At 61.1% G+C, this 14,448-nt stretch carries 12 protein-coding genes; 9 read left to right on the forward strand and 3 right to left on the reverse strand.

Going from position 1 to position 14,448, the window contains the following annotated elements:
* Window position 1: 1 nt before the first annotated feature.
* Window positions 2-652 carry a TetR family transcriptional regulator C-terminal domain-containing protein gene (locus tag J0663_RS04175; RefSeq protein WP_207243193.1) on the reverse strand — a complete coding sequence of 217 codons (651 nt, stop codon included), beginning with the start codon at window positions 650-652 and terminating at the stop codon, window positions 2-4.
* A gap of 297 nt (window positions 653-949) precedes the next feature.
* Here J0663_RS04175 and J0663_RS04180 point away from each other — a divergent pair, with 297 nt between their 5' ends.
* From J0663_RS04180 to hydA, 3 genes are read left to right on the forward strand one after another with little or no spacing between them, the layout of a single operon-like run.
* Window positions 950-2,203, forward strand: coding sequence for a Zn-dependent hydrolase (locus tag J0663_RS04180; RefSeq protein WP_207243194.1), 1,254 nt, complete (start codon window positions 950-952; stop codon window positions 2,201-2,203).
* The gene (locus J0663_RS04185; protein WP_207243195.1) at window positions 2,203-2,793 is read left to right on the forward strand and encodes an endonuclease domain-containing protein; all 591 of its coding nucleotides are present in this window, start codon (window positions 2,203-2,205) and stop codon (window positions 2,791-2,793) included. The genes J0663_RS04180 and J0663_RS04185 overlap by 1 nt, the downstream gene beginning before the upstream one ends.
* The gene (hydA, locus tag J0663_RS04190; protein ID WP_207243196.1) at window positions 2,790-4,244 is read left to right on the forward strand and encodes a dihydropyrimidinase; all 1,455 of its coding nucleotides are present in this window, start codon (window positions 2,790-2,792) and stop codon (window positions 4,242-4,244) included. Before J0663_RS04185 ends, hydA begins: the two co-directional genes overlap by 4 nt.
* A 58-nt stretch (window positions 4,245-4,302) precedes the next feature.
* Here hydA and J0663_RS04195 read toward each other — a convergent pair whose 3' ends face one another.
* Window positions 4,303-4,716 (reverse strand): cupin domain-containing protein, encoded by a 414-nt coding sequence (locus tag J0663_RS04195; protein ID WP_207243197.1) that lies wholly within the window; start codon window positions 4,714-4,716, stop codon window positions 4,303-4,305.
* A gap of 94 nt (window positions 4,717-4,810) precedes the next feature.
* Here J0663_RS04195 and J0663_RS04200 point away from each other — a divergent pair, with 94 nt between their 5' ends.
* From J0663_RS04200 to J0663_RS04225, 6 genes are all read left to right on the forward strand, one after another.
* Entirely contained in the window at window positions 4,811-5,596 is a 786-nt protein-coding gene (locus J0663_RS04200) for an ABC transporter ATP-binding protein (RefSeq protein WP_207243198.1), read from the forward strand.
* 57 nt (window positions 5,597-5,653) lie between these two features.
* Window positions 5,654-6,583 (forward strand): ABC transporter permease, encoded by a 930-nt coding sequence (locus J0663_RS04205; protein WP_207243199.1) that lies wholly within the window; start codon window positions 5,654-5,656, stop codon window positions 6,581-6,583.
* Window positions 6,580-7,707, forward strand: coding sequence for an ABC transporter permease (locus J0663_RS04210; RefSeq protein WP_207243200.1), 1,128 nt, complete (start codon window positions 6,580-6,582; stop codon window positions 7,705-7,707). Before J0663_RS04205 ends, J0663_RS04210 begins: the two co-directional genes overlap by 4 nt.
* Window positions 7,708-7,766: 59 nt before the next feature.
* The gene (locus J0663_RS04215; RefSeq protein WP_207243201.1) at window positions 7,767-8,738 is read left to right on the forward strand and encodes an ABC transporter substrate-binding protein; all 972 of its coding nucleotides are present in this window, start codon (window positions 7,767-7,769) and stop codon (window positions 8,736-8,738) included.
* Window positions 8,739-9,136: 398 nt separating this feature from the next.
* Window positions 9,137-10,327: an efflux RND transporter periplasmic adaptor subunit gene (locus J0663_RS04220; protein ID WP_207243202.1), complete on the forward strand. Its 1,191-nt coding sequence runs from the start codon at window positions 9,137-9,139 to the stop codon at window positions 10,325-10,327.
* 12 nt (window positions 10,328-10,339) lie between these two features.
* Window positions 10,340-13,660 (forward strand): efflux RND transporter permease subunit, encoded by a 3,321-nt coding sequence (locus tag J0663_RS04225; protein WP_207243203.1) that lies wholly within the window; start codon window positions 10,340-10,342, stop codon window positions 13,658-13,660.
* A gap of 104 nt (window positions 13,661-13,764) precedes the next feature.
* Here the strand turns inward: J0663_RS04225 and ureG are convergent, their stop codons facing one another.
* Window positions 13,765-14,376, reverse strand: a complete 612-nt coding sequence (gene ureG / locus J0663_RS04230; RefSeq protein ID WP_207243204.1) for an urease accessory protein UreG — start codon at window positions 14,374-14,376, stop codon at window positions 13,765-13,767.
* Window positions 14,377-14,448: the final 72 nt, after the last annotated feature.

A 14,448-nucleotide genomic window follows, 5' to 3' on the forward strand; every position in this document is an offset into this window, starting at 1 on the left:
GTCAGGTTATCGGAAGATTTGGCCGCAATCCGCCGATAAAGAGCTGTTCGAGAAACCGCGCCGCATCCTCGAAGCGTCCTTCCCCGGCATGCTCCTGCCCCAACACGGCGCGCACCTGGACGTCGAAATCGGCATAGTGCTGCGTCGTCGACCAGATCGCGAAGATCAAGTGATAGGGATCGCATTTGGCGATCTTGCCCGATTTCGTCCAGGCGCGGATGACCTCCGCCTTCTCGTCGACGAGTTGCTTCAGCGGGCCCTTCAGCTCGTCCTCGATATGCGGCGCGCCCTGCAGCACCTCGTTGGCGAAAAGCCGGCTCTCGCGCGGAAAATCGCGCGCCATCTCCAGCTTGCGTCTGATGTAGCTGCGGATTTCCTCCTCCGGATTGCCTTCGGCATCGAAGGCGCGCAACGGCTCCAGCCAGGTGTAGAGCACCCGGTCGATCAGCGCCCGGTGCATGGCTTCCTTGGTGCGAAAATAATAGAGCAAATTGGGTTTCGACATGCCGGCCACTTCGGCGATCTGGTCGATCGTCGAGCCGCGAAATCCACGGGCCGAGAAAACGTCGAGCGCGGCTTCGAGAATCTGCTCTTCCTTCTCCTCCTGGATTCGGGTCCGTCTCAAGGTCTTCGCTGCTCTCGGAATAGCCATCGGCTATTGTTTCCCCTTGAAATTCAACTTCTTCGCTCAAGTTTGGGCCGAAGATGGTCCAGTTGTTTCTTGAGCAACTGCCCGCATTTTTATCGGCAATTTTCGTGATTTTCGTCTTGAGCCCGGCGGTGGAAGTTGTAATGTTTACCAATCGGTCAAATATCCGCCAGATGCAAAACAAAGGCAACTGGCGTTTTTGCGGCGCTCAACAAAACCAATAAGAGGCGCAGGAACTGACCACGGGAACAGGCGGGCATGCCCTTGCATGCCTGCCGCAAACAGGTGAGGGCTTGAAGAATGGTGGCAGCACCAGGCGAGAACATGCGCGTCAATGGCGACCGTCTCTGGGACAGTCTCATGGACATGGCGAAAATCGGCCCCGGCATTGCCGGCGGCAACAACCGCCAGACGCTGACGGATGCCGATGCCGAGGGCCGCAGCCTTTTCAAGACATGGTGCGACGAAGCGAGCCTCACCATGGGCGTCGACCGCATGGGCACGATGTTCGCCACTCGCCCCGGCACCGATCCCGATGCCCTGCCCGTCTATGTCGGCTCGCACCTCGACACCCAGCCGACCGGCGGCAAATATGACGGCGTACTCGGCGTGCTCTCAGCGCTCGAAGTCGTGCGCACGATGAACGATCTCGGAATCAAGACCAAGCACCCGATCGTCGTCACCAACTGGACGAACGAGGAAGGCGCGCGTTTCGCCCCGGCCATGCTCGCCTCGGGCGTCTTCGCCGGCGTGCACAGCCTTGATTTCGCCTATAACCGCAGGGATCCCGAAGGCAATCTCTTCGGCGACGAGCTGAAGCGCATCGGCTGGGTCGGCGACGAAGAGGTCGGCGCCCGCAAGATGCACGCCTATTTCGAGTATCACATCGAGCAGGGGCCGATCCTCGAAGCCGAAGACAAGCAGATCGGCGTCGTCACACACTGTCAGGGCCTGTGGTGGCTGGAATTCACGCTGACCGGCAAGGAAGCCCATACCGGCTCGACGCCGATGAACATGCGCGTCAATGCCGGCCTTGCCATGTCGCGCATCCTGGAAATGGTTCAGGGGGTGGCGATGGGCGAACAGCCGGGCGCCGTCGGCGGCGTCGGCCAGGTGTTCTTCTCGCCGAATTCGCGCAACGTCCTGCCGGGCAAGGTGGTCTTCACCGTCGACATCCGCTCGCCCGACAAGGCCAAGCTCGACCGCATGCGGGCAAAGATTGAGGCGGAAGCGCCGAAGATCTGCGACGCCCTAGGTGTCGGCTGTTCCATCGAGGCGATCGGCCATTTCGAGCCGGTCACCTTCGACGAAAAGCTGGTCACGGCCGTTCGCTCTGCCGCCGAACACCTCGGTTACAGCCACATGAACATTATCTCCGGCGCCGGCCACGACGCCTGCTGGGCCGCCAAGGTCGCCCCCGCCACCATGGTCATGTGCCCCTGTGTCGGCGGGCTTAGCCACAATGAGGCGGAAGAGATCTCCAAGGAATGGGCGACGGCTGGTGCCGATGTACTGTTCCACGCGGTGGTCGAGACGGCGGAGATCGTGGTGTGATGTCTGCTGCAGCACCCGGAGCCCCCTCATCCGACCCTTCGGGCCACCTTCTCCCCGCTGGGGAGAAGGGAATGGCGGACGTCGCGGCTTGTCCCTTCTCCCCTCGGGGAGAAGGTGCCCGAAGGGCGGATGAGGGGGCTCCGGGCGCGACAAAAGTTATCAAACAGGATATCCGCAAACATCGTCCGGCCAAAACAGCACAAGCTCGACAGCTCCGTCAAAACGAAACCGAAGAAGAATACCATCTCTGGGGCGACCTGCGCGCCCGCCGCTTGAACGGTTATAAATTTGCAAGGCAAGTTCCGCTCGGCCCGTTCATTGTCGATTTCCTCTGTCGCGAAAGACGATTGATCGTCGAAGTCGATGGCTTCCAGCATGCCGAAAACGTCACCGATCAATGGCGAACCGAATGGCTCAATGCGAATGGCTATTCGGTCCTGCGCTTCTGGAATCAGGAAGTCTCTCGCGAAAGACGCTCGGCACTCGAAACAATACTGGCAGCATTAGAAGGCCGGCTTGAAGCCAGCAAGGGAACGCTCAGCTTCTATTCACCAGGCGAATCCAAAGAAAAGAAGAGGGAACGATCATGACCACAGTCATCAAGAACGGCACCATCGTCACGGCCGACCTCACCTATAAGGCTGACGTCAAGATCGACGGCGGCAAGATCATCGAGATTGGTCCGAACCTCTCGGGCGACGAGACGCTCGATGCCTCCGGATGTTATGTCATGCCCGGCGGCATCGATCCGCACACCCATCTCGAAATGCCCTTCATGGGCACCTATTCCTCCGACGATTTCGAGAGCGGCACGCGGGCGGCCCTTTCCGGCGGTACGACCATGGTCGTTGATTTCGCCCTTCCCGCCCCCGGCCAGTCGCTGCTCGAAGCGCTGACGATGTGGGACAACAAATCGACCCGCGCCAATTGCGACTATTCCTTCCATATGGCGGTCACCTGGTGGAGCGAACAGGTCTTCAAGGAAATGGAGACCATCGTCCGCGACAAGGGCATCAACACCTTCAAGCACTTCATGGCCTACAAAGGCGCGCTGATGGTGGATGACGACGAGATGTTCGCCTCCTTCCAGCGCTGCGCCGAACTCGGCGCCCTGCCGCTGGTGCACGCCGAAAACGGCGATGTCGTCGCCTCGATGTCGGCTAAGCTGCTCGCCGAGGGCAATAACGGCCCCGAGGCGCATGCCTATTCGCGCCCAGCCGAGGTTGAAGGCGAGGCCACCAACCGCGCCATCATGATTGCAGACATGGCCGGCTGCCCGGTTTACATCGTCCACACCTCCTGCGAACAGGCGCACGAGGCGATTCGCCGCGCCCGCTCCAAGGGCATGCGCGTTTACGGTGAACCGCTGATCCAGCACCTCACGCTCGACGAAAGCGAATATTCCAATCCGGATTGGGATCACGCCGCCCGCCGCGTCATGTCGCCCCCCTTCCGCAGCAAGCAGCATCAGGACTCGCTCTGGGCCGGGCTTGCCTCCGGTTCGTTGCAGGTGGTCGCAACCGACCATTGCGCCTTCACCACGGCGCAGAAACGTTTCGGCGTCGGCGACTTCACCAAGATCCCGAATGGCACAGGCGGCCTCGAAGACCGCATGCCGATGCTCTGGACACATGGCGTCAACACCGGCCGGCTGACGATGAACGAGTTCGTCGCCGTTACCTCGACCAACATCGCCAAGATCCTCAACATCTATCCGAAAAAGGGCGCGATCCTCGTCGGCGCCGATGCGGACATTGTCGTGTGGGACCCGAACCGTTCGAAGGTTATCTCGTCGAAGACGCAACAGTCGGCGATCGACTACAACGTTTTCGAAGGCAAGGAAGTGATCGGCCTGCCCCGCTACACGCTGACCCGCGGCGTGGTGGCGATCGAGGAAAGCACGATCAAGACTCGTGAGGGCCATGGCGAGTTCGTCAGGCGCGAACCGGTCACAGCCGTCAGCAAGGCTTTGTCGACCTGGAAGGAGATCACCTCTCCGCGCAAGGTGGAGCGCTCGGGCATTCCGGCAACCGGCGTATGACGATGGAGTGTAATGATACGGTTACCAACTGGAGGACGGCGCCTCCATGCTGATGAGCTCACGCCGGCACCAACGCGTCGAGTTCCGGCAGAAGCACGACGCTTTCCTGCTCGTGCGGATCGGTGCGCGCGATGACCGCCGTGCAGGGCGTGCTGCTGAGGTTCGCCGGCATGTGCGGCACACCGGCCGGGATATAGAACAGTTCCCCCGCATGGGTAATGACGTGATGTTCCAGCCGATCGCCGTACCAGGTATGGGCCTCGCCGGAGAGCACGTAGATCGCTGTTTCGTGCGCTTCATGCAGATGCGCCTTGGCCCGCACGCCGGGCGGGATCGTCAGCAGGTGCATGCAGATGCCTTTGGCGCCGACGGTTTCGGCCGCTATGCCTTGGAAATAGCTGAGCCCCTGCTTGCCGTCATAGGCATGGTTGGGTCGAATGATGTGGCAGGTGGGTTTTGATGTGGCGTCCATTCTCTTCCTCCATGAATTGTGCCGCCGCCAGAGCCTGCGGCGATGGTAACACGCAAACCGCGCTTGCGCGGGGAAAACAAGACTGGTCGCATTGATGCAAGCACCCTCCGTCGTATCCGCCAAGGATCTCTGTCTCACCTACCAGGCGAATGACGGCCCGGTGCGTGCCCTGAGCGATGTCAACCTCGACGTCCGCAAGGGCGATTTCGTTTCCTTCATCGGCCCGTCGGGCTGCGGCAAGACGACCTTCCTGCGCGTTATCGCCGATCTCGAGAAGAGTACGTCCGGCCAGATCTCGATCAACGGCATGACGCCGGAGGAAGCCCGCAAGGCCCGCGCCTACGGCTATGTCTTCCAGGCGCCGGCGCTCTATCCCTGGCGCACCATCGAGAACAACATCGCTCTGCCGCTGGAAATCATGGGTTACGGCGGCGCCGACCGGACAAGGCGCATCGCCGAGGCGCTCGACCTCGTCGGCCTTTCCGGCTTCGAGAAGAAATTCCCCTGGCAGCTTTCCGGCGGCATGCAGCAGCGCGCCTCGATCGCCCGCGCGCTCGCCTTCGACGCCGACCTGCTTCTGATGGACGAGCCCTTCGGCGCGCTCGACGAGATCGTCCGCGACCACCTGAACGAAGAACTCTTGAAACTCTGGGCCCGCACCAACAAGACGATCTGTTTCGTCACCCACTCCATCCCCGAAGCGGTCTACCTCTCGACCAAGATCGTGGTCATGTCGCCGCGCCCCGGCCGTGTGACCGATGTCATCGATACAACGCTGCCGGCCGAGCGCCCGCTCGACATCCGCGACACCCCCGAATTCCTGGAGATCGCCCATCGCGTGCGCGAGGGGCTGAGGACGGGGCATAGCCATGAGGTTTAGGGTGTTGAGCTCAAGGCGAGGCTGCACATTCGACGCCAACATATGGGGGCAGTCGCTGTGAAACCAGACACCTTCAAAAACAAAATCATCCCCGTCGCCACCATCCTGCTCGCCCTCGTCGCCCTCTGGTATGTCGCAGCCGTCCTGATGAATGCGCCGTTCCAGCGCGACATGGACAGTCGCGCTGGCGCAACGCCAACCACTTGGGAATTCATCGGCAAGACGCTCGCCCAGCCGAAGCCGATTCTGCCGGCGCCGCATCAGGTGGTGCAGAACGTCTATGAAAATACTGTCCTGCGAAAACTTTCGAGCAACCGCAGCCTCGTCTATCATAGCTGGGTGACGCTTTCCTCCACCCTGCTCGGCTTTGGCTTCGGCATGCTGCTCGGCATACTCCTAGCCGTGCTGATCGTGCATAACCGTGCCATGGACCGGTCGCTGATGCCCTGGTTGGTGGCGAGCCAGACCATACCGATCCTCGCCATCGCGCCGATGATCGTCATCATCTCCTACAACGTGCTGACCGGCGACAACGCGCTGGCGCATCTCCTGAACCTCGATTCAGACGCCTCCCGCCTTGTCTCCAAGGCGTTGATCTCGACTTACCTCTCCTTCTTTCCCGTCGCCGTCGGCATGGTGAAGGGGTTGCGGTCGCCTGAAATTATGCATCTCGACCTGATGCGCACCTATAACGCCAGCCCAATGCAGACCTTCTGGAAACTTCGCGTTCCGGCCTCGATCCCCTTCCTCTTCACCTCGATGAAGGTCGCGATCGCCGCAAGCCTCGTCGGTGCCATTGTCGGCGAGCTGCCGACGGGTGCGACCGCCGGCATCGGTTCCAAACTGCTTGCCGGCTCCTATTACAGTCAGACCATCGACATCTGGGCAGCCCTGGTCGCCGGGTCGCTGCTGGCGGGGATCCTGGTTGCAATCGTCGGACTTGCCGGCAAGATGGTTGATCGCGCCATGGGCGGGAGACCGGCATGAGACATCTGAGCTTCTCCTGGCAGGGCGTCGTCGCCCTCCTCCTCTGCCTCTTGGCGCTGACGAGCCTACCGCTTCTGGCCGAGGGCGCGGCGCAACCCTTGACGGACGGCATGGCAAGCCTCGTCTTCATCATCATCATTGCGGCCGCCCTCCTGTCTTTCGCGCCGCAGCCACCGGCCTACCGCGCCACCGTGCTGTTTATCGGCGCGCATGGCGCTGCCTGGATGCTGCTTTCGGCTCTTTCCGGCAATGAAGGCATGGCGACGCGGGCGTTCTTTTTGCTGCTCTTCGCCTGCTGGCTGCTTGCCTGGCGCTGCGTCACGGAGCTGTCGAACCAGCAGCCCGTCACCAGCTTCGGAAAGTCGGCGTTTGAGCTGCTGATCCCGGCGATCTTCGGCGCCTGGATTCTCATCCTCTGGGAGGCGATCACGCGTGGCGCCGGCGTCCCCTTCATTCTGCTGCCGCCTCCGAGCGCGATCGGCGCGCGCATCATGGCCTCGCTGCCGATCCTTGGTGACGACGTCAGGCAGACGATCTTCAAGGCAGTGCTGATCGGTTATATCATTGGCTGCCTCGCCGGCTTCGCGGTGGCGGTTCTGGCCGACCGCATCGCCTTCCTGCGCCGCGGTCTGCTGCCGATCGGCAATATGGTATCTGCTCTACCGATCATCGGCATCGCACCCGTCATGGTCATGTGGTTCGGCTTCGACTGGCCGTCCAAGGCCGCCGTCGTCATCATCATGACCTTCTTCCCGATGCTGGTGAACACCGTCGCGGGCCTTGCCGCCTCCGGCAGCATGGAGCGCGACCTGATGCGCACCTATGCCGCGAGCGACTGGCAGACGCTGCTCAAGCTTAAGCTGCCGGCAGCGATGCCCTTCATTTTCAACGCCCTGAAGATCAACTCGACGCTAGCGCTGATTGGTGCCATCGTTGCCGAATTCTTCGGGACGCCGATCGTCGGCATGGGCTTCCGCATCTCCACCGAGATCGGCCGCATGAATGTCGACATGGTCTGGGCGGAAATCGCTGTTGCGGCGCTGGCCGGCTCGATCTTCTATGGCATCATCGCCCTCACCGAACGGGCGGTGACGTTCTGGCATCCGTCTATCCGTGGTGGCTAGGCGCGCGCGGTCTTCGCAAATGAGGTCCGGGCATAACTTCAGAGGGTAAGGACAAGAAAATGAAAAAGTTGATGGTTGCAATGGTGGCAAGCGCCATGTCGCTGGCCGCTGCTCATGCGATGGCCGCCGACAAGGTGGTGCTGCAGCTAAAATGGGTCACACAGAGCCAGTTCGCCGGTTATTACGTCGCCAAGGACAAGGGTTTCTACAAGGAAGAAGGCCTCGACGTCGACATCAAGCCGGGCGGTCCCGACATCGCCCCCGAGCAGGTGATAGCCGGCGGCGGCGCCGATGTTATCGTCGACTGGATGGGCGGCGCCCTGGTTGCACGCGAAAAGGGCGTTCCGCTCGTCAACATTGCCCAACCCTACCAGAAGTCCGGCTTGCAAATGATCTGCCGGAAGGACGGCCCCGTTAAGACCGAGGCCGATTTCAAGGGCCATACGCTCGGCGTCTGGTTCTTCGGCAACGAATATCCGTTCTTCGCCTGGATGAATAAGCTCGGCCTATCCACGGATGGCGGCCCGAACGGCGTCACCGTGCTGAAGCAGAGCTTCGACGTCCAGCCGCTCGTCCAGAAGCAGGCCGACTGCATCTCCGTCATGACCTATAATGAATACTGGCAGGCGATCGATGCCGGTTTCAAGCCGGAGGAACTGACGGTCTTCAACTATACCGAGATGGGCAACGATCTTCTGGAAGACGGCCTGTATGCGATGGAAGACAAGCTGAAGGATCCGGCCTTCAAGGAGAAGATGGTCAAGTTCGTTCGCGCCTCGATGAAGGGCTGGAAATATGCGACCGAAAACCCGGACGAGGCGGCCGAGATCGTCGTCGACAACGGCGGCCAGGACGAAAACCATCAGAAGCGGATGATGGGCGAAGTCGCTAAGCTCGTCGGCGACGGCTCCGGCAAGCTGGACGAAGCGCTCTACGCCCGCACTGCAAAGGCGCTGCTCGACCAGAAGATCATTAGCAAGGAGCCCGCAGGCGCCTGGACCCACGAGATCACAGACGCGGCTTCCAAGTAAATACGGCAGGAGCCAAAGCGAAACGCGCGGAGAAATTATCCGCGCGTTTCTTATTTGTCGGATGAAATGAAAAAAAGTGTCTCCGATGTCGCATTTTTCCGGCGTCAAACGTCATTAGGAGAGGAGCAGGATCAATCATCGTCATGTTCGCATAATCTTGCGATGATTGATTCAGGTTCTGATGGTAATTATTATCGGCTCATGGGGAATTGTTTTCTGCCGGGCTTGCATATCGAGCAAATCGATACCAATTGGAAGCCGATTTGCCGGCGAGGGATGAAACTGGCAGATGAAGTGTGGATACCCCTGAGAATGCAGGAAAGGCAGTGGCCTTATCGCGAGCTGAGTGGCAGACGCGCGAATTCGGCTAAGCTTGTCACAGGATTGGACGAAGACGCATGGCACGCAAGCCAATTGGAATTCTAGGCATATCCACCCTTTTTGCAGCGGCACTGGCTGCATCCGCCGCCTTTTCGCAGGAAACGCCGGTCGCAAAGCCGCAGCAGAACCTGCCGGCGATCGTCGTCACCACGGCGGTCAACCGCACGCTCGTCGACCGCGTCATCGGCACCGGAACGGTCAAACCTGTCGAGGAAGTCTACATCCAGCCGCAGGTCGAAGGCCTCTCGATCCGCACGCTGAAGGCTGATGTCGGCGACAAGGTTCAGGCCGAAAGCACGCTGGCGACGCTCAACGACGACGCACTGGTGCTGGAGAAGAGCCAGATGATGGCAACGAAGGCCAAGGGCGAGGCAAGCCTTGCCCAGCTGCGCGCCCAGCTCATTGAGGCCCAGGCGAATGCCGAACAGGCACGGCAGCAGCAGGCGCGCGCCCAGGAAATGGTCAAGAAGGGCACGGTTTCCACCGCCCAGGTCGAGCAGGCCGATGCGACCGCCGCTGCCGCCAATGCCCGCGTCGTTTCCGCCGAACAGGCAATCGAGGTCGCCGAAGCCGATCTCAAGGTCTTCGACAGCCAGATTGCCGACGCCGATCTGAAGCTTGCTCGCACCGACGTGAAGACGCCGGTCGCCGGCACGATCTCGGCAAAGAACGCCAAGGTCGGCGCCATTGCCGCCGGCAACGGCGATCCGCTGTTCACCCTCATCCGCGATGGCGATATTGAGCTTGTCGCCGAAGTCGCAGAAAGCGACATCGTCAGGGTCATGGCCGGTCAGAAGGCGACGATTTCGCTTTCCGGCAGCCGTGAAAAGCTTTCCGGCGCCGTGCGCCTGGTTTCGCCGACTGTCGATGCCAGCACCCGCCTCGGCCTCGTCCATATCTCCATCGACGATGACAGCAAGGCGCGTTCCGGCATGTATGGCAGCGCCGAGATCATCGTCCGCGAAACCGAGGGCGTCTCGCTTCCCTTGACTGCGGTGCTCACGGGCAATGAGGGCTCCTCCGCCCGCAAGGTCGAAGACGGCGTGGTGAAATTCGCCAAGATCGAAACCGGCATCCAGGACGGCGCCTATGTCGAGATCGTCAATGGATTGAAGAGCGGCGACGAAGTCGTCGCCAAGGCGGGCGCCTATGTCCGCGACGGCGACCACATCACGCCGGTGCGCGAACAGCCCTCGGCTTCCAACTAAAGAGACCATCCGATGAATTTTTCAGCCTGGTCCATTCGAAATCCTATCGCGCCGCTCCTGGCCTTCTGCCTGCTGATATTCATCGGCATCCAGTCCTTCAACACGCTGCCGATCACCCGCTTCCCCAACATCGACGTGCCGCTCGTGTCGATCAGCGTCACGCAGAGCGGCGCTTCGCCGGCAGAGCTCGAAATGCAGGTGACGAAGGAGATCGAAGATGCGATCGCCTCTATTACCGGCATCGACGAAATCCAGTCGACGGTGACCGACGGCAGTTCGCAAACCAACGTCATGTTCAGGATGGAAGTGCCGACGGAACAGGCCGTGCAGGACGTCAAGGATGCGATCGACCGCATTCGCAGTGATCTGCCGGCGACGGCCGAGACGCCGATTGTCACCAAGGTCGATGTCGAGGGCCAGGCGATCCAGAGCTTCGCGGTTTCCTCGCCCGCCATGTCGCTTGAAGAACTCTCCTGGTTCGTCGACGACACGATCAAGCGCGCCCTGCAGGGCCAGGCCGGCATCGGCCGCGTCGACCGTTACGGTGGCGCGGAGCGCGAAGTGCGCATCGAACTCACCCCCGCTAAGCTTGATGCCTACGGCATCACCGCTGCAAGCGTGAACCAGCAGCTGCGCGGCACCAACGTCGACCTCGGCTCCGGCCGCGGCCAGGTGGCAGGCAGCGAACAGGCGATCCGCGTTCTCGGCGACGCCCGCAACGTCGCCGAACTTGCCGACACGACAATTGCGCTGCCGAACGGCCGCTTCGTCAAGCTGTCCGATCTCGGCGTCATCAAGGACACTTATGAGGAGCCGAAATCCTTCTCGCGCTTCAATGACACGCCGGTTGTTACCTTCGGCGTCTTCCGCTCGAAGGGTGCCAGCGAAGTCAGCGTCGCCGAAACGGTGGCGCAGAGCCTCGACAAGGTGCGGAGTGAGAACCCGAATGTGAAGATCGAGATGATCGACGATTCGGTTTATTTCACCTACGGCAACTACGAAGCCGCCATTCACACGCTGCTCGAAGGCGCCCTGCTCGCCGTCATCGTCGTGCTTCTGTTCCTCCGGAACTGGCGTGCCACGTTGATCTCGGCCATCGCGCTGCCGCTTTCCGCGATCCCGACCTTCTGGGTCATGGACATGATGGGCTTCTCGCTGAACCTCGTCAGCTTCCTCGCCCTGACGCTCGCGACAGGTATCCTGGTCGACGACGCCATCGTCGAAATCGAGAACATTGCCCGCCACATCAAGATGGGCAAGACGCCCTACCGGGCGGCGATCGAGGCGGCAGATGAGATCGGACTCGCCGTCATCGCTACGACCTTCACCATCATCGCCGTCTTCGTACCGGTTTCCTTCATGCCGGGCATTCCGGGCCAATACTTCATCCAGTTCGGCCTGACCGTCGCCTTCTCCGTCTTCTTCTCGCTGATGGTCGCGCGCCTCATCACCCCAATGATGGCCGCGTATCTCATGCGCGCCGAAGACGGCGTTGACGACCATCATGATAATGACGGTCTGTTGATGAAGGGCTATACGCGCCTGATCCGCGCCACGACCGGGCATAAATATTCGCGATATCTGACGCTTTTTGCAGCGGTTGGCTTCCTCGTCGGTTCGGTTATGCTGCTGATGAAGGTTCCCGGCAGCTTCCTGCCGCCGGAAGATGCCTCGCGCATCGTCCTCTCCGTCGAACTGCCGCCCAATGCGCGGCTCGACGATACCGAGAAGACGACAAAGTCGATCTATGACCGGGTCAAGGACATTAACGGCGTCGAAAGCGTCTTCGTCCTGGGCGGCGCGTCGCCGAAGGGCGATCTCGAACTTCGCCGCGCCACCATTACGCTGGCGCTTCACAAGCTCGACCAGTCGCTGATCAAGAAGGTGGTCAACGACGTCTTCGGCGCCATCCCGGTCATCGGGCCAATGCTGCCGAAGGTGGAGGTCCATGGCCGTGAACGCCCGCAGTGGGATATTGAAAAGGAAGTCTTCGCCAAGGTGCGCGACATTCCCGACGTTCATATCCTGAAGCTTAACGACCGCGGCGAGCGCGACCTCTCCTTCAACTTCCTCTCCAAGAACGAGAAGGACCTGAACGACGCCGTCGGCATTCTGGAATCGAAGCTCCGTGCCGACCCGTTGCTCGCCAATGTCAGCGCCGACGGCGCCTTGCCCCGTCCGGAACTGCAGGTCTACCCGCGCAAGGATGAAGCTGCCCGCCTCGGCATCACGCCGCAGCAGATCTCCGAGACGATCCGCGTCGCCACCATCGGCGATGTCGATGCAGCACTTGCCAAGATCTCGCTCGACGATCGCCAGATCCCGATCCGCGTTCAGGCAGCGCTCGACATGCGCCGCGATCTTGCAGCCCTCCGGGCACTGAAGATCCAGACCGCCAGCGGCGGCACCGTTCCGCTTTCGAGCGTCGCCAATATCGACTATTCGGAAGGCGTCAGCTCAATCAAGCGCAATAACCGCAACCGCGTCGTCTCGATCGGTTCCGACCTGCCGCAGGGCGTGGCGCTCGACACAGCTTCTGCCCGTTTCCGCGAGATCGTCAACGACGCCAAGATCCCGGCTTCCGTGCATCTTGCCGAAAGCGGCGATACCAAGGTGCAGACCGAGATGCAGCAGAGCTTCGTCAATGCCATGTTGATGGGCCTCCTGCTGGTGCTGACGGTGCTGATCCTGCTCTTCAAGGACGTGATCCAGCCCTTCACCATCCTGTTCTCGCTGCCGCTTGCGATCGGCGGCGTCGCGGCAGGCCTGATCATCACCAGCAACCCGCTGTCCATGCCCGTCATGATCGGCATTCTGATGCTGATGGGTATCGTCACCAAGAACGCCATCCTTCTCGTCGATTTTGCGATCGAGATGCGCCACCAGGGCATGTCCCGTGTCGAGGCCATGGTCGAAGCCGGCCGCAAACGCGCCCGGCCGATCATCATGACTTCGATCGCCATGTCGGCAGGCATGCTGCCTTCCGCTCTCGGTGTCGGCGAAGGCGGCTCGTTCCGCGCGCCGATGGCAATCGCCGTGATCGGCGGCATCATCGTCTCGACCGTGCTGTCGCTGGTTGTCGTGCCCTCCTTCTTCCTGATCATGGACGATCTCTCCCGCCTGCTCGGCTGGATCTTCGGCCGCATGGTCGGCAGGAAAGACCAGGAGGAACTGCCGCTGTCACGCGAGGATCTCACCCGTGTCACCCGCGAGAACCGCAGCGATATCGACGCGCTTGACGAGCGCCTGACGGCGATCGAAAAGCCGGAAAGCAAGCGAAAGGGCGCCAACGACACCAATGTGCTGCGGCTGCCGCCGTTTGCAGCTGAGTGAACAAAGCGGAAAACCAACGGGCCGGGATCATCTCCCGGCCCGTTTTGTTTTATCGCTTCGCCACCGTCACCGGTTGTCTCTGCCTCTTGTGGCAGGCTCGCCGCTCACAGTCCACCCTGCTCTCTCAGAAAGCTGATGATCGAGCTGACGCCGTCGCCGCGTTTCATGTCGGAGAACACGAAGGGTCGGCTTGCGCGCATGCGCGTCGCGTCCCGATCCATGATGTCGAGATCGGCGCCTACATAGGGGGCGAGATCCTTCTTGTTGATGACGAGCAGGTCCGAGCGTGTGATGCCGGGCCCGCCCTTGCGCGGGATTTCCTCGCCCTGGCAAACGGAAATGACATAGATGGTGATATCGGCAAGATCGGGTGAAAAGGTCGCTGCCAGATTGTCGCCACCGGATTCGATGAAGACGACGTCGAGATCGGGAATCCGCTGGTTGAGATCGGCGATCGCCTGAAGATTGATCGTAGCATCCTCGCGAATGGCGGTGTGCGGGCAGCCGCCCGTCTCGACGCCGACGATGCGATCCGAAGGAAGTGCCTGCATGCGCACCAACGCCTCGGCATCCTCGGTCGTGTAGATGTCGTTGGTGACGACGGCGACTGAATAGTCGTCGCGCATCGCCTTGCAGAGCTTTTCAGTCAGTGCCGTCTTGCCGGAGCCGACCGGCCCTCCGATGCCGACGCGCAGAGGTCCGTTTCTTGATTTCATAGGTATTACTCCAATCGCACCGCATGATAGCGATGGCTGCGGTGCGCGCCACCGTCAAATGACGCAGTTCCC

Origin of the sequence: Rhizobium lentis (genome assembly GCF_017352135.1) — a bacterium.
Classification (GTDB): domain Bacteria; phylum Pseudomonadota; class Alphaproteobacteria; order Rhizobiales; family Rhizobiaceae; genus Rhizobium; species Rhizobium lentis.